This window comes from Burkholderia sp. LAS2 (genome assembly GCF_018417615.1).
In the GTDB taxonomy this organism is placed as follows: domain Bacteria; phylum Pseudomonadota; class Gammaproteobacteria; order Burkholderiales; family Burkholderiaceae; genus Burkholderia; species Burkholderia sola.
Genome location: NZ_CP071053.1, coordinates 1 through 21722, shown reverse-complemented (window position 1 = coordinate 21722; position 21722 = coordinate 1). Strand labels below are relative to the sequence as shown.

General features: G+C 67.2%; 19 protein-coding genes and 1 pseudogene. 6 read left to right on the top strand and 14 right to left on the bottom strand.

The genetic code is table 11. The annotated features are described in order from the left end of the window. The first annotated feature begins 69 nt into the window (after positions 1-69). The gene (locus JYG37_RS20505) at positions 70-1164 is read left to right on the top strand and encodes an LLM class flavin-dependent oxidoreductase (protein WP_213346300.1); all 1095 of its coding nucleotides are present in this window, start codon (positions 70-72) and stop codon (positions 1162-1164) included. 70 nt (positions 1165-1234) lie between these two features. Here JYG37_RS20505 and JYG37_RS20500 read toward each other — a convergent pair whose 3' ends face one another. The 6 genes from JYG37_RS20500 to JYG37_RS20475 all read right to left on the bottom strand — a co-directional run bounded on the left by JYG37_RS20500 (position 1235) and on the right by JYG37_RS20475 (position 8091). Further along, positions 1235-2167, bottom strand: coding sequence for an ABC transporter substrate-binding protein (locus JYG37_RS20500; protein WP_213346298.1), 933 nt, complete (start codon positions 2165-2167; stop codon positions 1235-1237). Between the two features lie 34 nt (positions 2168-2201). Beyond that, positions 2202-3992: an amino acid ABC transporter permease/ATP-binding protein gene (locus JYG37_RS20495; protein WP_080334267.1), complete on the bottom strand. Its 1791-nt coding sequence runs from the start codon at positions 3990-3992 to the stop codon at positions 2202-2204. A gap of 68 nt (positions 3993-4060) precedes the next feature. Further along, positions 4061-5413 (bottom strand): LLM class flavin-dependent oxidoreductase, encoded by a 1353-nt coding sequence (locus JYG37_RS20490; protein ID WP_089489386.1) that lies wholly within the window; start codon positions 5411-5413, stop codon positions 4061-4063. A gap of 10 nt (positions 5414-5423) precedes the next feature. Continuing rightward, positions 5424-6473 (bottom strand): LLM class flavin-dependent oxidoreductase, encoded by a 1050-nt coding sequence (locus JYG37_RS20485; protein WP_213346297.1) that lies wholly within the window; start codon positions 6471-6473, stop codon positions 5424-5426. Between the two features lie 46 nt (positions 6474-6519). Next, a complete protein-coding gene (locus JYG37_RS20480; protein WP_050014077.1) occupies positions 6520-7473 on the bottom strand; it encodes an ABC transporter substrate-binding protein in 954 nt (317 codons plus the stop codon). Between the two features lie 57 nt (positions 7474-7530). Beyond that, positions 7531-8091 (bottom strand): GNAT family N-acetyltransferase, encoded by a 561-nt coding sequence (locus JYG37_RS20475; RefSeq protein WP_124593377.1) that lies wholly within the window; start codon positions 8089-8091, stop codon positions 7531-7533. 95 nt (positions 8092-8186) lie between these two features. Between JYG37_RS20475 and JYG37_RS20470 the strand changes: the two genes are divergently transcribed. Beyond that, complete coding sequence (locus JYG37_RS20470) at positions 8187-8438, top strand: hypothetical protein (RefSeq protein WP_124557144.1); 252 nt, start codon at positions 8187-8189, stop codon at positions 8436-8438. 125 nt (positions 8439-8563) lie between these two features. Here the strand turns inward: JYG37_RS20470 and JYG37_RS20465 are convergent, their stop codons facing one another. The 5 genes and pseudogenes from JYG37_RS20465 to JYG37_RS20445 form a co-directional block, all read right to left on the bottom strand. Continuing rightward, entirely contained in the window at positions 8564-9487 is a 924-nt protein-coding gene (locus JYG37_RS20465) for a recombination-associated protein RdgC (protein WP_050014075.1), read from the bottom strand. Positions 9488-9695: 208 nt separating this feature from the next. Further along, a complete protein-coding gene (locus JYG37_RS20460; protein WP_235356226.1) occupies positions 9696-10139 on the bottom strand; it encodes a putative quinol monooxygenase in 444 nt (147 codons plus the stop codon). Positions 10140-10239: 100 nt separating this feature from the next. After that, the gene (locus JYG37_RS20455) at positions 10240-11265 is read right to left on the bottom strand and encodes an aldo/keto reductase (RefSeq protein ID WP_050014074.1); all 1026 of its coding nucleotides are present in this window, start codon (positions 11263-11265) and stop codon (positions 10240-10242) included. 132 nt (positions 11266-11397) lie between these two features. Further along, a complete protein-coding gene (locus JYG37_RS20450; RefSeq protein ID WP_050014073.1) occupies positions 11398-11697 on the bottom strand; it encodes a hypothetical protein in 300 nt (99 codons plus the stop codon). After that, a pseudogene (locus tag JYG37_RS20445) lies at positions 11694-11864 on the bottom strand (flavodoxin family protein); the annotation flags it as partial. The pseudogene JYG37_RS20445 and the gene JYG37_RS20450, both read right to left, overlap by 4 nt. Positions 11865-12065: 201 nt before the next feature. Between JYG37_RS20445 and JYG37_RS20440 the strand changes: the two are divergent. Further along, positions 12066-13022: a LysR family transcriptional regulator gene (locus tag JYG37_RS20440; RefSeq protein WP_050014071.1), complete on the top strand. Its 957-nt coding sequence runs from the start codon at positions 12066-12068 to the stop codon at positions 13020-13022. 164 nt (positions 13023-13186) lie between these two features. After that, a complete protein-coding gene (locus JYG37_RS20435; RefSeq protein WP_502776037.1) occupies positions 13187-14254 on the top strand; it encodes a hypothetical protein in 1068 nt (355 codons plus the stop codon). 61 nt (positions 14255-14315) lie between these two features. On the opposite strand, the gene JYG37_RS20430 is transcribed toward JYG37_RS20435, so the two are convergent. The 3 genes from JYG37_RS20430 to JYG37_RS20420 all read right to left on the bottom strand — a co-directional run bounded on the left by JYG37_RS20430 (position 14316) and on the right by JYG37_RS20420 (position 17684). Next, positions 14316-15350, bottom strand: coding sequence for a succinylglutamate desuccinylase/aspartoacylase domain-containing protein (locus JYG37_RS20430; RefSeq protein WP_213346296.1), 1035 nt, complete (start codon positions 15348-15350; stop codon positions 14316-14318). A gap of 248 nt (positions 15351-15598) precedes the next feature. Then, positions 15599-15874, bottom strand: coding sequence for a hypothetical protein (locus tag JYG37_RS20425; protein ID WP_050014069.1), 276 nt, complete (start codon positions 15872-15874; stop codon positions 15599-15601). A 253-nt stretch (positions 15875-16127) separates the two neighbouring features. Next, entirely contained in the window at positions 16128-17684 is a 1557-nt protein-coding gene (locus tag JYG37_RS20420; protein ID WP_050014068.1) for a sensor domain-containing diguanylate cyclase, read from the bottom strand. A gap of 454 nt (positions 17685-18138) precedes the next feature. On the opposite strand from JYG37_RS20420, the gene JYG37_RS20415 reads away from it, so the two are divergent. After that, positions 18139-21015 carry a xanthine dehydrogenase family protein molybdopterin-binding subunit gene (locus JYG37_RS20415; protein WP_213346295.1) on the top strand — a complete coding sequence of 959 codons (2877 nt, stop codon included), beginning with the start codon at positions 18139-18141 and terminating at the stop codon, positions 21013-21015. Then, positions 21012-21680: a (2Fe-2S)-binding protein gene (locus JYG37_RS20410; RefSeq protein ID WP_176015729.1), complete on the top strand. Its 669-nt coding sequence runs from the start codon at positions 21012-21014 to the stop codon at positions 21678-21680. The genes JYG37_RS20415 and JYG37_RS20410 overlap by 4 nt, the downstream gene beginning before the upstream one ends. Positions 21681-21722 lie beyond the last annotated feature (42 nt).

The following is a 21722-nucleotide window of genomic DNA, read 5'->3' as shown; positions in this document are numbered from 1 at the left end:
CGTGCGGCCCGCTTCACGATTCCCGCGATTTCCGCGATTCCCGATCGACATACCCAAGGACACCCCGACATGCCAGTCGACATCATCGGCATGATCACCGCGACACCCGGCGCGGAGGTCGACGTACCGGGCGGCGCGGCCGTCCAGCCCGACTACGTGCGCCGCTTCGCGCAGGCGCACGAGGCGGCCGGCTTCGACCAGATCCTGGTCGGCCATTTCAGCAACGCGGCGGACGGCTTCATCGTCGCGTCGTTCGCGGCCGCCGCGACCGAACGCATCCGGCTGCTGCTCGCGCACCGGCCGGGCGTGATCGTGCCGTCGGCCGCCGCGCGGCAGATCGCGACGCTCGACGTGTTCAGCGGTGGCAGGCTCGCGCTGAACGTGGTGTCCGGCGGCGACGATGCGGATCTGCAGCGCGACGGCGATTTCGTGCCGCACGACGCGCGCTATCGCCGCACCGGCGAATATCTCGACGTGCTGAAACGGATCTGGCGGGCCGATGCGCCGGTCGATCACGACGGCGCGTTCTATCGGCTGCGCGGCGCGTCGCCGGTCGTGAAGGGCGCGCAGCGGCCGCACGTGCCGATCTATTTCGGCGGCTCGTCGCCGGCCGCGCTCGCGGTCGCCGGTGAGCATGCGGACGTCTACATGACGTGGGGCGAGCCGCTCGACGCGGTGCGCGAGCAGATCGCGCGCGTGCGTGCCGCTGCCGCGCCGTTCGGGCGGGCGCCGCGCATCAGCGTGTCGTTTCGGCCGATCATCGCCGATACCGAGGCAGCCGCGTGGGAAAAGGCCGAGGCGATCCGCGAGCGCGTGCGCGCGGCGCGGATCGCGAACGGCCAGCCGATCGCGGGTCACGCGCCGCAGAATGCGGGCTCGCAGCGGCTGATGGCGGCCGCCGCGCAGGGCGACGTGGTCGACGAGCGGCTGTGGATGGGCGTCGCGAACCTGACCGGCGCGCGCTGGAATTCGACCGCGCTGGTCGGCACGCCCGAGCAGGTCGCGCGGGCGCTGGGCGCGTATTATCGGCTCGGCGTATCGACGTTCCTGATTCGCGGTTTCGATCCGCTCGACGATGCGCTGGCTTACGGGCGCGAGCTGATTCCGGCGATTCATGCGCATGTCGCGGAACTGGACCGGTATCGGGACGCGGTGTCGGCGTAGGCGAACAAGCAGTGAGTCGAATCGCCCCGGCATCGCCGTCACGGCATGCCGGGGCGAGTGCATTGAACGCTCAAAACGACGGCAACCCCGGCGGATTGGTCTCCGCCCGCGCGATCGCCTCGCTCTGCAACCCCCAGCGCGCGAGCGCCTGTCCGTAGCGGCCGTTGCCGATCAGCGCATTGGTCGCGAGCGTCAGCGCGGGCGCGAGCCCGCTGCCGCGACGCGTCGCGATCGCCACATCCGCATTCGCCGGCCAGCCGGCATTGACGACGCCGACACGGCGAATTTTGCCGCTGCGCGCGGCCTCGTACGCGAGCGACGCGTTCGGGTTCAGCTCCGCATCCGCGCGGCCCGACAGCAGCGCGACGCGCGCGGTCGCATCGTCGTCGAAATAGAGCAGCTCGGCCGGCTTCAGCCCCTGCGCGACGTTGCGCTTGCTCCATTCGAACAGGATGCGCTCCTGGCTCGTGCCGGCGCCGGTGATGATCCTCAAACCCGCGACGTCCTTCGGCTCCGCGATCTTCGCGATCGGGCTGGCGGTGCGCACGTAGAAGCCGTGCAGCCCGAGCCGGTAGGTCGTGAAATCGTATTTCTCCTTGCGCTTCTCGGTCACGCCGACGTTCGAGATCACCGCGTCGTACTTGCCGGACGTCAGCCCGAGCGGCCAGTCGGCCCACGCGATCGGCACCAGCACGAGCGTGCGGCCGAGCGCGTCGGCGACGAGCTGCGCATAGTCGGGATCGGCGCCGACCACGGTGCGCGCGTCGGTCGCATAGGTCGACACCGGCGGTGCATGCGGCGAGATCGCGACCGTGAACGCACCGTCGCGTACCCAGCGATAGCCGCTTGCCGCGCGGATGGCCGCGTCGTCGGGGCCGGCGCGTGGGCGGCCGGCCTGGCGCGGATCAAGATCGGCGGTAGTGGCCGCCGCGCGCGCCGCATGCCGCGGCAGGCCCGATGCCGCGACCAGCGCGGCCGTGATGAATCGGCGTCGATCGGTCATCGCGCGGCACCTCGCAGGTGGGAAGCGGCGCGCATCACAGCACCCGCGACAGGAACGCACGGGTGCGCGAATGCGACGGCGCGTCGAGCACGACGGCGGGTGGCCCGGCCTCGACGATGCGCCCGCGTTCCATGAACAGCACGTTGTCCGCGACTTCGCGTGCGAAGCCGATCTCGTGCGTGACGATCACGAGCGTCGTGCCCGAGCGCGCGAGTTCCTTGATCACGTCGAGCACTTCGTTGACGAGTTCGGGATCGAGCGCCGACGTCGGTTCGTCGAACAGCAGCACCTTCGGTCGCAACGCGAGCGCCCGCGCGATCGCGACGCGTTGCTGCTGGCCGCCGGACAACTGGCGCGGGTACGCATCGGCCTTATCCGCGAGGCCGACCCGCGCGAGCAGCGTGCGCGCCGTGTGCTCGGCTGCGTCGTGCGTCACGCCCGCGACGGCGACCGGCGCTTCGACCAGGTTCTCGAGCACCGTCAGGTGCGGGAACAGGTTGAAGTTCTGAAACACCATGCCGACGGCCGTGCGCCGCTTCAGTACGTCGCGTTCGTTCAATTCGTGCAGCACGTCGCCGTCGCGGCGATAGCCGATCAGTTCGCCGTCGATGTCGATGAAACCGTCGTCGACGCGTTCGAGATGGTTGATCGTGCGCAGCAGCGTCGACTTGCCGGAGCCCGACGGCCCGACGATCACGGTCACGCTGCCGCGCGGCGCGACGAACGATACGTTGTCGAGCACGCGCTGCATGCCGAACTGCTTCGACACGCCATGCACGGCCACTTCGCCGCCGGTGCGCGACACCGCCGCCGCGGTATCGGCGCGGCGCTCGTCGACATGCGCGCTCGATACCGCACGACGCGACGCGACACGCCGCCACAGCCCGCCGATCCGCGCGAGCGCGAACGTGACCACGGACGGCGGCGGATTGCGCAGCGCGCCGCGCGCATAGTGCCGCTCGACCTGCACCTGGATCGCGGACAGCGCGGTCAGGATGATCAGGTACCAGACGGTCGCGACCATCAGCAGCGGAATCACTTCGAGGTTGCGGCGGTAGATCACCTGCACCGTGTAGAACAGCTCCGGCATCGCGAGCACGTACACCATCGACGTGCCTTTCGCGAGCGAGATCAGATCGTTGAACGCAGTCGGCAGGATCGCGCGCATCGCCTGCGGCAGCACGATCCGCGACGTCTGCCGGCCGCGCGGCAGCCCGAGCGCGGCGGCGGCTTCGAGCTGCCCCTGGTCGACCGCGAGAATGCCGCCGCGGATCACTTCCGCGGAAAACGCCGCGTGGTTCAGCGTGAGGCCGAGCACGGCCGCGAGGAACGGGCTGATCAGATCGGTGGTCGGCGTGTCGAACCACACGATGTCGGTGAACGGCACGCCGAGCCGCACATGCTCGTACAGGTAGCCGAGGTTGTTCAGGATCAGCAGCAGCACGATCAGCGGAATCGAGCGGAACAGCCACACGAAGGTCCAGGCGCTGGCGGACAGCAGGCGCGAACGCGACAGCCGGGCCAGCGCGACGAACGCGCCGAGCACGAAGCCGAACACCGCGCCGAGCAGCGTCAGCACCAGCGTGCGCGCGAGCCCCGACAGCACGGGCGGCGACAGGAACCATTCGGCGAACACAGGCCAGCCCCATTGCGGATTGCCGAGGATCGAATGCAGCGTGATCGCGATCAGCACGAGCGCGAGCACGGTGCCGGCCGTGCGCGACCGGTGGCGCGCGGGCACGATCCGCACATGCGTGCCGGGCTCGCGTGTGCCGGGGGAAGAGAGCGGCGGCAGCGCGCCGCCGAGGTGGGTCGTGTCGCTCATGTCGTGGGAATCCTCGAATCGATCGATCGGGCAGGTGCGCCGCGCCGCGCACGGGCGGCGCGGCGGCGTCAAGCGTGCGCTTCGGCGGCCGCTTCCTGTGCGGCGCCAGGCGTCGCGTAGCGGCTCGCCTTGCGCGGCAGACCGAGGTGGTCGCGCAGCGTGGCGCCGGGCAGGTCGCGGCTGTAGCGGCCGCGCGCCTCGAGCACCGGAATCACGAGCTCGATGAAATCGTCGACGCCCTGCGCCTGCACTGGAAAACCGAGGATGAAGCCGTCGCCGGCGCCCGCGTCGTGCCAGCGGATCAGTTCGTCGGCGACGTGCTCGGCCGTGCCGATGAAGTTCGGGCGCGGCGTCGCGACCGCGAGCGCCGTCTCGCGCAGCGTCAGGCCTTTCTGTTTCGCATCGGCCTTGATGCGGTCGGTGGTCGAGCGGAAGCTGTTGCGGCCGAGCTCGCCGAGTTCCGGGAACGGCGCGTCGAGCGCGTACTGCGTGAAATCGTGGTGATCGAAATAGCGGCCGAGGTACGCGAGCGCTTCGTCGATGGTCAGCAGGTCGCGGATCGCCTGGTACTTGTCCTCCGCTTCGGCGGCCGTGCGGCCGACGATCGGCCCGACGCCCGGGAAGATCTTCACGTCGCCGGCCTGCCGCCCGTGCTCGATGGCGCTCTGTTTCACGCGCCGCGTGAACGCGGCCGTTTCGTCGATCGACGGCGAATGCGTGAACACGGCATCCGCGTATTTGCCCGCGAGGCCGATGCCGGTATCGGACGAGCCGGCCTGGAAGATCACCGGCTGCCCCTGCGGCGAGCGCTGGATGTTCAGCGGGCCCGCGACCTGGAAGAAGCGGCCGTGGTGATCGAGCGTATGCAGCTTGTCGCGGTCGAAGAAGCGGCCGGTCGCGCGATCGCGCACGAATGCATCGTCGTCCCAGCTGTCCCACAGACCCTGCACGACGTCGAGATATTCGTCGGCGATCTCGTAGCGCAGTTCGTGATCCGGGTGCGCCTTGCCGTAATTCTTCGCAGTGCCTTCGAGCGGCGTCGTCACGACGTTCCAGCCCGCGCGCCCGCCGCTGATCGCGTCGAGCGACGCGAGCTGGCGCGCGACCGTGAACGGTTCGCTGTACGACGTCGAAATCGTGCCCGCGAGCCCGATCTTCTTCGTCGCGACCGCGAGCGCCGACAGCACGGTCAGCGGCTCGAAGCGGTTCAGGAAGTGCGGGATCGATTTCTCGTTGATGTAGAGGCCGTCCGCGACGAACGCGAACGCGACGCCGGCGGCTTCCGCCTTGCGCGCGACGCCGATCGCGAAGTCGAGGTTGATGCTTGCGTCGGGCGGATTGCTCGGATGCCGCCACGCATTCATGTGGCTGCCTGCGCCTTGCAGCATCAGGCCGAAAGGGATCGATCGTCGGGTCGTCATGATGAGAGCGTCACGCGTTCTGGTCAGGGGAGAGGGAGCGGTCGGCCGCGAAGGCCGCCTGCAACGGCGTGGTGGACAACGCGCCGCCGAGCCATTCGGCCGACGCGAGCCGCGCCGCATAGTCGGATACCGGCGAATCGATCACGAACGCGTCGACGTCGAGCCGCCGGCTCAGTGCGTCGAGCGCACGATGCACGCGCTCGGGCGTATCGGCCAGCACCGTCGGGCGCAACTCGTCGATCCGGTAGTCGGACGCGCCGCTTTGCCGCGCGAATTCCGCGGCGGCCTGCGCGCTGCCGAGATTGAAGCTCTGGCCGCCCGCGAACTGCAGCTTGAAGATCTTCAGCGGCCCGATCAGCCGCTCGGCCTCGTCGCGCGTCGGCGCGGCGATCGCGTACAGCGCGACGAGCGGCTTCTCGCCGCCCGCGCTGCGGTACGCGTCGAGCGAGCGTTCGAGATTCGCGTCGTCGCCGTTGAAATGGCCCGCGTAGCAGAAGCGCCAGCCGTTGCGCGCGGCGAGCGCGCCGCTATCCGGCGAGCCGCCGAGCAGGAGGCGTTCGGGCAACTGCGGCGGCACCGGCATCGCGACCGCGCCAGCGAGCGGATGATCTTCTGCCACGCCCCAGCCGAGAAACGCGTCGAGCTCCGCGAGCTGCCCCGCGAAATCGGGCTTGCGCGTCTTGTCGTGGAACCACTGCAGCGCGCGTGTGGTCAGCGGCAGCCCCCCGGGCGCCTTGCCGATGCCGAGATCGACGCGGCCCGGCGCGAGCGCGGCCAGCAGCTTGAACGTCTCGGCGACCTTGAACGGGCTGTAGTGCTGCAGCATCACGCCGCCCGAGCCGATGCGGATGCGCGACGTGTGCGCGAGCAGGTGCGCGACGACGATCTCCGGCGCCGAGCTCGCGAACCCCGGCGTGCCGTGATGCTCGGCGACCCAGAAGCGTTCGTAGCCGAGCTGTTCGGCGCGTTGCGCGAGCGTCGTGGTGAAGCGCAGCGCATCGGCGGCGTTCGCGCCGTCGGCGATCGGACTCTTGTCCAGCAACGAAAGCGAATAAGACATGGTGAGCGGCGTTCCTGCGTGAGCGTGGATGGACGGTTGCGGGCGCTCAGCTTTTCGGCAGCCCGGGCGGATTCGTGCGCGACTGGTCGATCGCTTCGGACGCGAGGTTCCAGCGGTCGAGCACCTGCTGATAGCGGCCATTCTTGATCAGCCCGTTCAGCGCGACGGTCAGCGGATCGGCGAGGCCGCTGCCGCGACGCGTCGCGATCGCGATGTCGGCCGTGCGCGGCCAGCCGCCGCTGATCGCGCCGACGAGCCGCGTCTTGCCTTGCTGCGCGCTTTGATACGCGAGCACCGAGTTCACGCTGAACACCACGTCGGCCCGGCCCGACTGCACGGCGACGATGCGCATCGCCTGGTCGTCGTAGTACTGGATCTGCACGGGTTTCAGCCCGTGCGCGACGTTGTCGCGGTCCCACGCGAGCAGGATCTTTTCCTGGTTGGTGCCGGCGTCGGTCACGACGCGCAGCCCCGCGACGTCCTTCGGCTCGCGGATCGACTGGATCTTGCTGTCGTTGCGCACGTAGAAGCCGACCTGATCCTTGCGGTAGGTCGAGAAATCGAACTTCTGCTTGCGTTCCTCGGTGACGGTCACGTTCGAGATCACCGCGTCGACTTTCCCGGATTCGAGCGCGAGCGGCCAGTCGGCCCACGCGAGCGCGACGATCTTCAGCTTGCGGCCGAGGCTGTCGGACACGAGCTGGCCGACGTCGGCATCGAAGCCGATCACCGTGCGTGCGTCGGTCGCATACGAACTGATCGGCGGCAGGCTCGGCGCGATGCCGATCGTCAGCGTGCCGGGCTCGGCGAACTTGAACGACGCGGGTACCGCGCGCTCGACCGCCGCATCGGCCGCGCCACGCGGGCGGCCGCGCTGCTCGGGGCTCAGGTCGAAGGTCGCGGCGGCCGCGGCCATCGCGGCGGCGAAGGCGCTCAGGCCGATCAGCGCGGCGGCCAGCGTGCGCACGGCACGGGATGAAAGCGGTACGGCTCGATGCATGAAAACGTCCTGTCGTGGAAGCGGGGAATCGTTGAAAGCGGAACGGGTGCCGTGCGATCAGCGCGGCAGTGCCGCTTCGGGCACGGGCGCCCACAGGTCGGCCAGCGTCGACGTGCGCGACGGATCGACGAGATCCTTGCCGAAACGCAGGTGGAAATACGCTTCGGGATCGATCGACGCATCGAACAGCCGCGTGTAGCCGGTGCGGTCGTACAGCGCCCACGCTTCGGGCTGGCGAAAGCCGGTCGTCAGGTAGAGACGGCGATAACCCTGCTGTGCGGCGCGCAGTTCGAGCGCTTCGACGATGCGCCGCGCGAGGCCCTGGCGGCGCAGGTCGATGCGCGTCCAGATGCGTTTCAGTTCGGCGGTCTGCGCGTCGTAGCGCTTGAACGCGCCGCCGCCGATCGTCTCGCCGTCGCGCAGCAACAGCACGAACGCGCCTTCGGGCGGCGCGAACAGTTCGGCCGGGTAGCGCGCGAGTTCGTCGCGGGCCGACGCGCGGCTGTCGGGGCGGTATGCGTCGTAACGGGTCGAATACTCGTCGATCAGCGCGTCGATCAGCGGCTGCGCGCGGACGTCGAGCGGCGTCGTGTCGATGATGCGGTCGTTCGTGGCCATGGGCATCGCGAAGGGCGCGCGATGCGGACGTTCCTGGCGGGGTGCGGGCACGCGGCCCGTCCGGTCTGTTCCGTTATCGCGACGCAGTTGTCGTGATGGCGGCGGCTGTCGTGCTTCGTGCGATGCATCGGGCGCGCCGCCGCCGTTTTGAACACGTTAGCGGCGCGGCCGGCAAAGACGAACGAAGCAATTTCGATAAGGATTTCGACGAAGGTGGAAGAAGGCTTGCAGGAGAAGTGGGGTGGGGCGAACGGGCGGGGTGGCGGCCATGCCCGTTCGAGGTGTGTAAGACGTGGATGATCGCCGAGGATTGGCGCGGTGTCGTCGTTTCGACGGCCGACTGGTGAGGCCGATTCGAGGCTGGCTCGTCAGGATCGCGAGCGCTCGGCCGAGGCCCGCCGCCAGCGTGGCGACGGGTTCTCCCCGAATTGTCGGGTCAGCGCGGGGCGACGATCGACGACGACGACGGCGTTCAGGCTGCCGCCGCCTGAGGAATCGCGTCCTGCCGATCGCCCCCCAGGATATCGACAAGACTGGTCAGCATCCGCGCCAATTCACCCGTCATCAGCGTGAAGTCCGAATCGAAGCGTTCATCGTCATTCTGCGCGGTCGGGTCCGCCGCCTCCTTGATCACGTCGAGCGGCGTGACGCGCTTGATCGTCAGCGACGGTGTCAGCACGAACGAGATCCGGTCATCCCAGGTCATCGCGAGGCGCATGCACTGTTTGCCGGCTTCGATGTGCCGGCGCATGTCGTTCGCTTCCAGCGCGTGGCCCACGTATCGCACCGTGGCGCCGCCTTCACCGGTCGAACGCAACTCGGCGTCCTGATCGACGGTGAATCCGCCCGGCGCGTCGCCGGACAGCAGCCAGTCCGTCATCGCGGCGACCGGCGAACGCGCCACCTGAACGCCGGCGAGCGGCAGTTGGTCGATCGATTTGACGAGCAGGCTGCGAACGTCGTCGGCAAGCGCCTGCGCAGCCGCATCGATGACGAGCCAGCCGTTCGCCGTGTCGATCCACACGCGGGTATCGCGGCGAATGCTGAACGCGCGCGGCAGCAGTTCGTCGGTCACCTGTTCCTTGAGTTCGCGCATTTGCTTGCGGCCGACCTTGAAGCCCTGCTGCTCCTCGATTTCGAGCGCACGCGCTTTGGTCACTTGATTGACGACCGACGCCGGCAGCAGCTTCTTTTCGGCACGAAACAGCAGCAGCATCTGCCGGTTGTTCGAATACACGAGCGCGCCGTCGTCACGCGGCGACGCCCATCCGGCGCGCTGCATTTCGACGCTGCTGCCCGGCTGGAACGCGTGGGGCGCCAGCCATTTTTCCATCTGGTCGGCGGTAACGGCCCAGGGTGCGGGAAGACGGTGAAGCTGAAGGTTCTTGAACCACATAGGCGTACGGGCAAAGCGCGTCATTCTATATGACGGGGAGGGTTGCCGGCCATGAACGGTCGTGAGCCTGCAGCGACAAGCCGCCTGGCGGGCCACTCGACCTCCGAAAGCGGACGGCCACGCACTGCAGGACCGCTCGTTCGTTTTTGAGCTTGACGCCGGCCTTACTCGAATTGCAATCCTTGCTTCCGGTCTGGCAAAGCATTCGTTACGGCCGACCGCTCATTTTCTTGAAGATCAGCGGCATTGCGTCCGCATCGAGCGCGGCCATGTCCACGAGTCGCAGCGACTTCACCATCTCCAGCGTCGAGCGCTTGTACTTCTGGAAATGCGGCGATTTGATATGCGCATCGTAAGCGTCGCGGCTGGCATAAATTTCCAGAATCCTGATGTGCGTCGGACTGTCCTTTTGAGCGGTCGGGAAAATGCACAGCACTCCCGGTTCCGCGCGTACCGACACCTCAGCCTCCTCGTTCAGAACGCGCTGATATTCGTCGAGATGCTGATTGAATATTTCGATTTCCGAGATTCGGACCAACATTTTCGGCTCCTGCGCGTGGACGTTACCGTGCTTGCCCAACCACAGCAGCACACACATCATCACGAGCACGAAGATGACAGGGCGGCGATATTCGATGAACGGGCGGTTCATAGATCGATCTGCGTTCGACGTTCGTCCACGGACGGCACTTCGGATGGCGGGGGCGCGTGCGCGACGTACCGCCATCCGTTTGCTTCGCCGGTCGGGACATTCAGTGCCGAGGCGACGAGATCGTCGGCGGATGGTCCGGAAGCGGCGGCACGATGCCATCAACCAGATGCGGGACATACGGCGCTTCGAGCGCAGCGATTTCGTCCTGCGTTAGTGCGAAGTCGAGCGCGCCGATTGCGGTGGCCAGATGCTCGGGCTTCGTCGCGCCGACGATCGGCGCCGTGATCCCGGGCTTCGCCAGTAGCCACGCCAGCGCAACGTGCGCCCGCGGAACGCCGCGAGCCTCGGCGATGCGCGCCACGACGTCGACCACCTTCCGGTCCTGGATTTCAGCGTTCCGATACATTGCCAGTGCAAAGGCATCGTTCTGCGTGCGGTGCGTGGTTTCGCTCCAATCGCGCGTCAGCCTGCCACGCGCCATCGGGCTCCATGGAATGACCCCGACGCCCTGGTCGGCGCAAAGCGGCAACATTTCGCGCTCCTCCTCCCGATAAAGGAGGTTGTACTGCGGCTGCATGGAGATGAAGCGTGTCCATCCGTTGCGCTCCGCGATGTGCTGCATCTTGGCGAAGCGCCATGCTTCCATGGACGATGCACCGATGTAGCGGGCCTTGCCCGACTTCACGATGTCGTGCAGCGCCTCCATCGTTTCTTCTATGGGCGTGCCGTGGTCGAAGCGGTGGATCTGGTAGAGGTCGACGTAATCCATCCCGAGCCGGCCGAGGCTGTCGTCGATCGACTGAAGCAGCGCCTTGCGCGACAGAAACCCGGTATTGGGCGCGTTACGCCACGGAAAGAAGGCCTTGGTCGCGACGACGATCTCTTCGCGCCGTGCCATGTCGTTGAGCGCCCGGCCCGTGATCTCTTCGGAACTTCCGCCCGAATAAATGTTGGCAGTGTCGAAGAAATTGATGCCCGCTTCGAGGGCCTGCCGAAAAAACGGACGAGAGGCCGCTTCATCCAGTGACCAAGGCTGGGGCAGGCGAGTCGGCTCGCCATAGCTCATGCATCCAAGGCAGAGACGAGAGACTTTCAGGCCCGTTCGGCCCAGATTGACATATTCCATATTCACCTTGAAGGGTTTGGGACGACACGGCACCACTGGACATACCGCGCAAAGCCTGTGGCTCGCGGTCGACCTTGCGCAATCACCACACGAAAAACACGGATCGACTTCGGGGTAGACGCTGCCGAATCGTCAAGCGTCGCGCGACGCAAACAGCGATTCCCAGCCGACGAACGGGCCGAGCGGAATGATCTCCCAGTCGATCAGGCCGACCTTGGCAAGCGGAAACTCGGCGAGCGCCTGCCTTGCAGCGTCCACCGAATCGCTCTCGGCAATGATGGCGACGCCCGGGCGATCCTGACGGAACGAGATTTCGCGCACGAAGCCGTTTTTATAGAGATGCCACGCATGGCGCGCTTCTTCGACGAGGTGAGGTTGATAGGCTTGCGGGCTGGCGCCGGGCAGCGGGACATCGAGGCAAAGTAATTTCATCGTGCGGCTCCTGACTTGAACTGGCCGGTCACTTCGGCGACGCGCTCGCCAAGATGGGCAGCCGTTTCCATATCGCTCTGGATGGGCGTGATGTCCGGCGACGCGTCATCCGATTGCGCCATGGCGCCGAGCCAACCGCCGACACGATTCTTCTCCTGCGGCTGCTTCGCGGTGTGGCCATAGCCACTGTCATAGAGGACGGTAATGAGCATTCAGGTCTCGCAAGGTTCGCGGCAGTGGCGATGCTCGGCATTGTCGCCACCGTCAATCGTTACGAGAAGTTCCGACAGGGTTGAACCACCCTCAACTGGAAGTTTAGAATCCTCCTGCGCAGCAACGACGAGCGCGATGACCGTCATGGAGAAAATGTGGATTCTTCGCAGCGTGTTCGAGCCATCATTTCCCTGGTCCAGGCCGTGGATGCGGGAAGTTTTGCGGCGGCGGGCCGGCAATTGGGCGTCACGTCAGCCGCCGTGAGCAAGAATGTGGCGGGCCTCGAAAAAGCATTGGGCGTGCGGTTGATGAATCGCACGACCCGTTCGCTCAAGCTGACTGAAGAAGGGGAGGCGTTTCTCCGCCACGCGCGCATCGCGCTCGAAACGCTGGATGCAGCGATCGATTCGGTTGCCGCGCAGCGCGCGGTGCCGACCGGGCGCGTTCGTATTTCGACAAGCGCGGCCTTCGGGCGCGACCATGTACTGCCGGCGTTGCCTGCGTTGCTCGCGCGTTATCCCGGCCTGTCGGTCGAAGTCGACTTTGACGATCGGGTCGTCGATCTTGTCCGGGACGGTTACGACATTGCGGTCAGAGGCGGCAACATCCCGGACTCCGCGCTGGTGACCCGCCCGGTTTGTCGCTTGAATACCGTGCTGGTTGCGTCTCCCGACTATCTGGCGCGCCATGGCGTGCCCGAGACACCGGATTCGTTGCGCGTGCACCGACTTATTGCACGGCGATTCCTGAGCGGTCAGGTCGCGTCGTGGAATTTCAACGGTGACGACAAAAGCATCACGACGCTCGATCCGTCCGGCAAAGCGACGCTGACGCTGTCCGCACCGGAATCCCTGGTCCAGGCGGCATGCGACGGCGTTGGCATTGCCGAGGTCGGCGTTCATCTTGCGTGGGATCGGTTGCGTTCCGGTTCGTTGAAGACAGTCCTCCAGCAGTTTCACCATCCCGGAACATACGAGATGGTGATGCAGTACCCGCACCGGGCACTCGTGGCGCCACGGGTGCAAGTCACCGTGAAACATCTGCTGGACGCACTCACGGCAGATAGCAAACTGCATGTGCCTATGGACGCGTTGGATGCCTACGCCGCATAGAGGTGAGCCGCGTTTCGTTGGTATCGAGGCGCGCGTTGTGCTCGTCGGCGCGAAACCGTGATGCTGCTGCACAGAATCGTGGCGGCGTCGAGCACGAGGCAATCGACGGTTGCATCAAGATTGATGACAATGGAAACCAGTCGAACAACGGGGAAAAAACAATGATGACTTCCGGCGACGGCCTGACCGGCCCGGCGCGGCTGCTGCGACTCGCGTCATGGGCGATTGCGATCATCTTCGCCGTCTTTCTGAACATGCTCGGCAGTCTCGTGATCCGCGACATGGCGTTCGCCCCGAGGGGCGGGCCGCCGGTCATCGAGCAATTCGCCGATGCGCCGGTGAAAGCGCGGCTGGACGCGGCGCGGCGCCAGTTGCGGGCGCAGCGCGACGCGCTTGCCGAGAAGGCCGACACGATGGAAGTGGCGCGCGGCCGCGCCGCGAAGGAATACGCGGCCGAGAAGGAAAGCTTCCGCAACTGGCTGGCCACCCGCGCGGTGACAGGTGACGGGACGAGGGACCCGGACATTCTGGCGAGAACGCGCACGCTCGATACGCTCCAGGCCGTGGTGGTCAACTGGCAGCATCAGATCGATGCGATCGGCGACCAGCAACGGGCACTGGCATCGCAGCAGGCTCAAGTCGACACGCAAATCGCCGAAGCGGACGCAGCCGCCGAACGGCGCTTCGACGACGCAACGCGGCGCTACGAGATGCAGGTGTTCGGGCTGCGACTGGCGCTGACGCTGCCGATCCTGCTGGTTGCGACCTGGCTGTTCATCCGCTACCGCAAGGCGCGCTACTGGCCGTTCGTGTACGGTTTCGGCCTGTTTGCATTGAGCGCGTTTTTCATTGAACTGGTGCCGTACCTGCCGAATTTCGGCGGCTATGTGCGGGTCGTGGTCGGTATCGTGCTGACGGTATTCGCCGGCCTTTACATGATGAAGGCCTTTCAGCGCTATGCCGAGCGCAAACGGCTCGAATTGCAGCAGGATCGAGGCGAACGCGCGCGGACGATCGGATACGAAAAAGCCGTCCGGTCGCTCGAGAAAAAGCGCTGCCCGTCGTGCGACAAACAATGGAATCTCGGCGGCGACGATTCCACGTTCTGCGTGCATTGCGGATTGAGGCTTTTCAACGTATGCGAATGCGGTGGCCGGAATTTCTTCTTTTTCCCGCATTGCCATCAATGCGGCGTTGCGCAGGGCAATGAGTCGCCGGTGTCATCCGACTGACGGTCCGCGTGTACGCACCGGCGTTGGCGTACGACGGTCCCGAACACGCGAGTCGCGTTCCTCACTCGATGACGCGCGGCGGCGTCGACAATTCCGCCAACTGAAACAGACAATCCCCGCGCTGGACCTGCGCGGGCACCCGCTTGCACACCACTTCGCCATCGCCGTTGAACCGGTGCAGCACCGGTTCGCGTAACGGCGTATCGGGGAAATGCACCCACGCGGCCGGCTGGCCGGCTTTCACCTGGTCGCCGAGTTCGACGAGCGGCTCGTACAGCCCGCGCTCGTACGCATAGAGGAAATGACGATCGCCGTCGACGCGCATGAAACGCGTGACGGTCGGCGGCGCGTCGGGCACGAGCGCGCCATGCAGCAGGCCGATATAGCCGAGGTAATGCAGCAGCCCGTGGCGGCCGAGCCGGATCAGCGACGGATCGGCCATGCCGGCGCCGCCGAGTTCGGTGACGATCGAGATCGCGCCTTGCCGACGCGCGGCCGATGCCGAATGCACGGGATTCGGCGCGTGCAGCAGCGCGTTCTGCAACCCGAACGCGACCAGCAGCCCGTTGAGCTTCTCGGCTTCGTCGGCATCGAGCGGATCGATCGCGAGCATGTTGCCGCCCTGGTACAGCAGCGAGCTGCCGCCCGAATGCAGATCGACCAGATACTGCGCGCGCGACAGCAGCGCGTGCTCGATGTAGTGGGCGATCATCTGCGTCGGCGTGCCGGTCGGGTCGCCGGGAAAACTGCGGTTCAGGTTGCCTTCGTCGAGCGGCGACACGCGCAGGCCCGCATCCGCCGCCGGGAAATTCGCCATCGGCAGCAGGATCAACTGGCCGCTGACCATGTCGGGTTCGATCTCGCGCATCAGCTGCGACACGATGATCTGGCCTTCGTACTCGTCGCCGTGGTTGCCGGCCATCACGAGCGCGACCGGGCCGTCGCCGTTGCGGATCGACGCGATCGGAATCGGCAGCCAGCCGTAGGCGGAGCGGTGCACGGAGTGCGGTAGCCGCAGGTAGCCCGCGTGCTTGCCTTGCGCGTCGAGATCGATTTCGCAGTGGATGGGATTTCGCGGAGAGGAAGAGGCGGTCATGGCGGTATCGTTCGATGAACGGAATCTGCCATCTTATAGGGGAAACCGGCCGCGCGCGGCGGGCGGGGCGGGATCGACCGCGAGACGCGCGGCCGCGGCCGGGCGCGTTGCCGTGCGTTGGCGGCCCTCCACGCGCGGCCGCGCGATGTTGCAGCGATGAACGCATGCCGGTGCGCCAGCCGGCTGCATTCGCGCGTCGCGTTTCGCGCCGATCCCTTGTCGCGACAGGGCCGGCGCGTACGACCGGCTTACCGGCCGGATGTTTCAGCTTCGAGACGTCCTTCTTCCCACAGTGCCCAGAAACGGCTGCCGGCGCGATACGGATTCGCACGCCGCGCGGCGTGATCGGCGACGCCCTGGCGAAACGCGCCGTACAGCGTGAGCGGCGGATTGTCGATGCATGCGGCATCGTACGCGGCCGGCATCCGGCGGTCGGACACGAGCCGGCGGATCAGCGATGCGCCGTCGATCACCGCCTGTTCGTCGATGATTTCGGTTCGCGCGAGGACGTCGACGGTATTCATGGCGAGCTCCCTGAAACGTTCTTTCCCCATCAAGGAGCAATAAGAATGCCAGCCGGTAAATACCGCGCTCGGCCTCGATCGTGCGGGCTTCTGCCGTCATCGTGCGGGGCGCCGGACGGCGATGTTACGGAACACGTCACGTGACATGCGAACGCGCGGCGTCACGTGCGAACCCGCAAAGCGTTTCGGAATTGAATCGTCGGGAGGCGGCGGCAGGCCGGGAAAGGGCGGAGGCGCGGCGCGCGTCGGCGGCTCAGGTCGTGGCGGCCGGCGCCATGCGGCGGCTGCCGCTGCCGCTCGAGTAAAAGCAGTAGATGCCCTTGCCGGCCGACTTCGCGTCGTACAGCGCGCTGTCGGCGTGCTGGATCAGCTCGTCGGGCGAGCCGTGCCCGTCGTCGAGCGCGATGCCGATGCTGATGCCGATGCAGACGGTCTCGCCGATCGACAGCGCGTACGGCGCGGAAATCTGCCGGATGATCCGCGCGGCGAGGATCGAGCACGCCTGCATCGTCGTGTCGTCGATCGCGACGACGAATTCGTCGCCGCCGATGCGTGCGGCGAGCTCGCCCGGCGGCAGCGTCTTGCCGAGCCGCTCGGCGACCTGGGTGAGCACTTCGTCGCCGGCCTGGTGGCCGAAGCGATCGTTGATCGACTTGAAGCCGTCGAGGTCGAGATACATGACGGCGAGCGCGGGGCTCGGCAGCCGCGGCCGGCGCGCGAGCATCCGCTTGAGCGCCGCATGCAGTTCGTGGCGGTTCGGCAACCCCGTCAGCGCGTCGTGCCGCGCGAGGTGCCGGATCTGTTGTTCGGTCTGGCGGCGCGCGGTGACGTCCTCGACGATGATCACCGCGTTGCCGTCCGGCACGCGGTGGCGCGTCAGTTCGAGCTGGCGGCCGTCGGCGAGCACGATGTCGAGCGGCCCGGACTCGGCGCGGTTCAGCCATGCATCGCACTGCGCGGCGAGGCCGGCGCCGCCGGGATCGGTCACGGCATGCGTGCCGAGCGCGGCGACCACGGCCGGCAGCGGCGTATCGAGCATGATCTCGCGCGGCGAGCCGAACAGTTGTGCGGTGCGCCGGTTCGCGACGATCACGCGGCTGTCGCCGTCGATCATGCACAGGCCGTGCGGCATGTAGGTGAGGGCGGCGTCGAAGCGCGCGACGAGTTCGGCGTTGCGCTGGCGCGCGGCGATCAGCGCGACGAGCACGCGGTAGTGACGCTGCACGACCGTACGCATCGCCGCCAGATAGATCGCGAGCGGCGGCACGAGCAGCCACGCGCCGGTTCGCGGCGCCAGCAGCGCGCCGACGCCGATCGGCAGCACGCCGAGCACGACCTGCGTCATCGCGAGCCGCGGCAGCGCCGAATTGCGCGACGCGATTCCGCCGAACACGCCGCCCGCGACCATCACGGACAGCGTGCCGAGCTCGACGTCGGCGGCCTGCACGCAGCCCATCACGCCCAGGCCGAGCACGAAGCACGCGACGAGCGACACCGGCGCATAGCGCATCGCCCAGTACTCGATGCGATCGTCGCCTGCGTCGCGCCGCACCGTGTAGGCTCGTACGATCGACAGGCGCGCAATGAGCAGGCCGACGTCCAGGACGAGCCACGCGAGGCACCACAGCTGCTGCAGCCGCATCAGTGCGACGGCCGCGACGAAACCGCTCCCGAGCCCGGACAGTGCCATCGGGCGGATGTCCTCGAACAGCGTCACGAGCATCGACGGACGCAGCGCGGCCGTCACGCGGTGGTTGCCGGAGGGGGGAGTGGCGAGAACGGAGTTCAGGAGAGACGCCCTGACTGCCATGATTGTCGACCTCGACACGATGTTGCGATGGCTGGCGGCTCCGCACGGCACGTGGCGGAAGCCCGGCCGAGCCGGATGCGCACGACATTACCACGAAAAACCGGCGTCGCGGGCCGGTTGGCGGCGCCGCGCATCGTCTCGTGCTCGGGTTGTCAGCCGCCGGCGGCGGGGGCTTGCGGAGGCGGCGGCGCGAACGCAGCGTTCGTTGCGAACGGAACGATGTGCGGCGGCCGCCGAAGCCGGCGCGACTGCCTCCGCCGCAAGCAAACCGCAAACGAATCGCCGCTGCGACCACCCGCCGCAGCCCGGCTGAAACCCGTTATAAGAATTCCAATAAGTATTTCATGCGGGAAATACTATAGGCGATATATCCAAAACAATGCCAGAATGCGCGCCGCTCCGGACGCCGCGACACCCGATCGCCGTCCGAGCCGCCTCAGGAGGTTCCCCCCAAATGAAAAACCACGGCCTGTCACGGCGGGGTTTTCTGAAAGCCAGCGTGCTGGCGGGCGTCGCGGTGTATGTCGCGCCCATCGGCAGCCGCGCGTTCGCGGCGCTCTTCGAAGAAAAACTCCTCACGCCCGTCAAATGGGATAGCGTCACCGGCATCCCCCAATTCCGCATCGACGGCATCGCGAAGGTCACGGGCTCGAAAGTGTTCGCCCGCGACGTGCGCGCGGCCGACATGCCGCACTGGCCGCAGCAGCAGTCGCACGCGCTGATCCTGCGCGTCACGCAGGCCGACCGCACGTACGAGGGCTTCGACCTGTCGCTGCTCGGCGACGAGCTGAAACCGGACCGCGTGGTCACGGCCGACGATCTCGCGCGCGACGGCGTCGCGTTCCCGGCGTTCTACGGCGACGACATGCTGTTGCCGGCCGGCAAGACGCCCGCGTATCTCGGCCATGCGGTCGCGATCCTGATCTATCACGACTTCGCGCGCTTTCGCTTCGCGAAGAACGCGCTGAAGTTCCGCGACGACGTGATCCGCTACGGCGCGGTCACGGGCCCGCTCGAGCGCGATCCGTGGGGCACCTTCCGCTACGTGCGCGTGGGCGGCAAGACGGCTTATGACGACGACGTCTATTCGAGCCTGAAGGACGCGCCGATCTTCCCGAGCATGATGCGCAAGCATCTGCCGGTCTGGCCGGACGGCAAGGAGCACGGCAAGCTAGACGAGCAGGGCATGTTCCTCGCCGGGCAGATCACCGCCGAACTCGACCAGCCGTCGGCCGACTGGCTCGTGTTCGACCGCGAATACAACACGCAGTCGGTCGACACGGCCGCGCTCGAGCCCGACAACGCGAACTGCTGGTACGACGCCGCGACGCAATCGCTGCATCTCGTCGTGCCGACCCAGTCGCCGCTGGAAGTGTCGGAGAACGCGGCCGCGATGGTCGCGAAATGCCGCTTCCCGGTGAAGAAGCTGTTCGTGCATCCGTGCTACACGGTCGGCTACGGCTCGAAGGATCACTTCAACGTGCCGTTCTACGGCCTCGTCTGCGCGCTGTACGCGGACGGCCGCCCGGTGCGTTTCGCGAACGATCGCTACGAGCAGTTCCAGACGTCGCTGAAGCGACACGCATTCAAGATGCATTACCGGATCGCGGTCGACCGCAACACGGGCCTGCTGCAGTCGTTCAAGGGCGACTTCGAGGCGAACGGCGGGGGGCGCTCGAACTTCTCGCCGTCGGTCGCGATGGTCGGCGCCACGGCCGCGCAATCGATCTACTACTTCCCGAAGAGCGACCTCGCGGCCGTCGCGATCGCGTCGCGCGCGATCGACGCCGGTTCCGCGCGCGGCTACGGCACGCTGCAGAGCATGGCCGCGACCGAGATGGCGGTCGACGAGATCGCCGCGCAATTGAACATCGACCCGATCGACTTCCGGCTGCGCAACGCGCTGCGTTCGGGAATGAAGAACACACAGGGGGCGATTCCCGCCGGCGCGCTGCGCGTCGACGAAGTGCTCGAGCGCGCGAAGCAGCATCCGCTGTGGACGCGCCGTGCCGCGCGCAAGGCCGAATTCGAGGCGGCGCATCCGGGCAAGCGCTACGGCGTCGGCTTCGCGTGCGTGCAGAAGGATTTCGGCACGGGTGCGGAAGCGTCGTTCGCGAAGGTCGAATTCGACGCGCACGGCAAGGTGTCGCTGCAACACACGGCGGCCGAGATCGGCACCGGGATGTCGACGTCTCAGGCCGTCGCGGTCGCGAAATGGCTCGGCCGTCCGGCGACCGACGTGCGCGTCGCGCTGACCGAATGGCCGGACCTGCCGGTCGAGACGAGCGGCGACCCGTACCTGATGTCGCAGGCCGATCAGGACCGCCTGAGCGCGAACCCGCGCTGGTCGCCCGGCTATGCGTCGCCGTCGAGCGCGACGAACTCCGCGTACTACTTCACGCACAGCACGCGCGAAGCCGCGCGCGCCGCGTTCCGCTACGGGCTGTGGCCGGCCGCGATGTCGATCTGGACACGCGGCCTCGGCGGCGGCCAGGCCGCGCCGTACACGATCCGCATCGAGGACGCGCGCTGGGTCGACGGCAAGCTGACCGCCGACGGCCTCGAGCCGCTGACGTTCGAGCAGCTCGCGAAGCAGGCGCATGCGCTCGGCCTGCCGACCGGCGCCGTCGTGCACGTGTTCAACCGCTGGCAGTGGACCGACGCCGAATTCGAAGTGGGCGGCGCGGTCGAGCGTCTGCCGATCGACGGGCTGTCGCTGCGCGTCGGCGCGCCGAAGACCGGCGACGACGGCCCGCTGCCGGGCACCGCCGCACCAGCCGGCGCGACCGCGCTGCGCGGCACGCTGCCGCCGACCGCGAACGGCTATCGCGTGCTCGATCGCAAGCGCGTGTTCATCCCGCCGACGAGCCGCAACAACGCGGCCGTCACGTACTACACGGCGGTGGGCACGCTCGTCGAGCTGGCCGTGCACGAAGCGACCGGCAAGGTCGAGCTGCTCACGCATCACTCGATCATGGAATGCGGGAACCAGATTTCGCCGCAACTCGTATCGGGCCAGTTGCAGGGCGGTCTCGCGATGGGCATCGGCCATGCGCTGCACGAGTATCTGCCGCTCTACGAGGACGGCCCCGGCAACGGCACGTGGAACTTCAACCGTTACCGGCTGCCGCGCGCGTCCGACGTCGCCGTATGGACGCAGACGGGCGACGTGCTGCCGCCGCTGTCCGAGACCGATCCGCCGAAGGGCGTCGCCGAAGTGGTGATGATTCCCGTCGTCGGCGCGATCGTGAACGGCATCGCGCACGCGATCGGCCATCGTTTCACCGACCTGCCGGTGACCCCGCAAAAGATTCAGGAGGTGCTCGCATGACGACCGCCCAAACCGCGGCTTCGGCCGCGAGCGCCGGCGCGGCTTCGGCCGCTTCGGCATCCGTGCCCGTCGCACCGGCTGCACTCGCTGCGGCGCCCGTCGAGCGTCCGCTCGTCCGGTTCCAGCAGAAGCCGCTGTCGCTCAACATCAACGGCAAGTCGGTCGGCCCGATGCAGGTGCCGGAAGGGCTGATGATGATCGAGTTCCTGCACGAGTACCTGGGCCTCACCGGTTCGCGGCTCGGCTGCGGGCAGGGCATCTGCCACGCGTGCGTCGTGATCGTCGACAAGCCGGACGGCACGAGCGACGAAATGCGCACGTGCATCACCGGCGCGCACTTCTTCCACGGCCGTTCGATCCGCACGATCGAAGGCCACGCGAAGCGCAATGAAGCCGGCGAGGTGGTCGAGCTGTCGCCGATCCAGCAGAAGTTCCTCGAACACTTCAGCTTCCAGTGCGGCTATTGCACGCCGGGCTTCGTCAACGCGGCGACCGTGCTGATCGAGCGCCTGAAGCGCGAGCCGATCGCGAAGGCCGACGTGGAACGCACGATCACCGACGCGCTCGACGCACACCTCTGTCGCTGCACGGGCTATGTCCGCTACTACGAAGCCGTCAAGGACGTGGTGCTGACGACGCCGGGACTCGTGAAGGAAGCGCAATGAAACGCACATTCGCTCATCGTGCCGCGCGGGCCGCGGGCCTGC

Bases quoted from the DNA above. Each gene is read 5' to 3' on its own strand.
- JYG37_RS20505 (WP_213346300.1), top strand. From the start codon at position 70: ATGCCAGTCGACATCATCGGCATGATCACCGCGACACCCGGCGCGGAG.
- JYG37_RS20500 (WP_213346298.1), bottom strand. From the start codon at position 2,167: ATGACCGATCGACGCCGATTCATCACGGCCGCGCTGGTCGCGGCATCG.
- JYG37_RS20495 (WP_080334267.1), bottom strand. From the start codon at position 3,992: ATGAGCGACACGACCCACCTCGGCGGCGCGCTGCCGCCGCTCTCTTCC.
- JYG37_RS20490 (WP_089489386.1), bottom strand. From the start codon at position 5,413: ATGACGACCCGACGATCGATCCCTTTCGGCCTGATGCTGCAAGGCGCA.
- JYG37_RS20485 (WP_213346297.1), bottom strand. From the start codon at position 6,473: ATGTCTTATTCGCTTTCGTTGCTGGACAAGAGTCCGATCGCCGACGGC.
- JYG37_RS20480 (WP_050014077.1), bottom strand. From the start codon at position 7,473: ATGCATCGAGCCGTACCGCTTTCATCCCGTGCCGTGCGCACGCTGGCC.
- JYG37_RS20475 (WP_124593377.1), bottom strand. From the start codon at position 8,091: ATGGCCACGAACGACCGCATCATCGACACGACGCCGCTCGACGTCCGC.
- JYG37_RS20470 (WP_124557144.1), top strand. From the start codon at position 8,187: ATGGCGGCGGCTGTCGTGCTTCGTGCGATGCATCGGGCGCGCCGCCGC.
- JYG37_RS20465 (WP_050014075.1), bottom strand. From the start codon at position 9,487: ATGTGGTTCAAGAACCTTCAGCTTCACCGTCTTCCCGCACCCTGGGCC.
- JYG37_RS20460 (WP_235356226.1), bottom strand. From the start codon at position 10,139: ATGAACCGCCCGTTCATCGAATATCGCCGCCCTGTCATCTTCGTGCTC.
- JYG37_RS20455 (WP_050014074.1), bottom strand. From the start codon at position 11,265: ATGGAATATGTCAATCTGGGCCGAACGGGCCTGAAAGTCTCTCGTCTC.
- JYG37_RS20450 (WP_050014073.1), bottom strand. From the start codon at position 11,697: ATGAAATTACTTTGCCTCGATGTCCCGCTGCCCGGCGCCAGCCCGCAA.
- JYG37_RS20435 (WP_502776037.1), top strand. From the start codon at position 13,187: ATGACTTCCGGCGACGGCCTGACCGGCCCGGCGCGGCTGCTGCGACTC.
- JYG37_RS20430 (WP_213346296.1), bottom strand. From the start codon at position 15,350: ATGACCGCCTCTTCCTCTCCGCGAAATCCCATCCACTGCGAAATCGAT.
- JYG37_RS20425 (WP_050014069.1), bottom strand. From the start codon at position 15,874: ATGAATACCGTCGACGTCCTCGCGCGAACCGAAATCATCGACGAACAG.
- JYG37_RS20420 (WP_050014068.1), bottom strand. From the start codon at position 17,684: ATGGCAGTCAGGGCGTCTCTCCTGAACTCCGTTCTCGCCACTCCCCCC.
- JYG37_RS20415 (WP_213346295.1), top strand. From the start codon at position 18,139: ATGAAAAACCACGGCCTGTCACGGCGGGGTTTTCTGAAAGCCAGCGTG.
- JYG37_RS20410 (WP_176015729.1), top strand. From the start codon at position 21,012: ATGACGACCGCCCAAACCGCGGCTTCGGCCGCGAGCGCCGGCGCGGCT.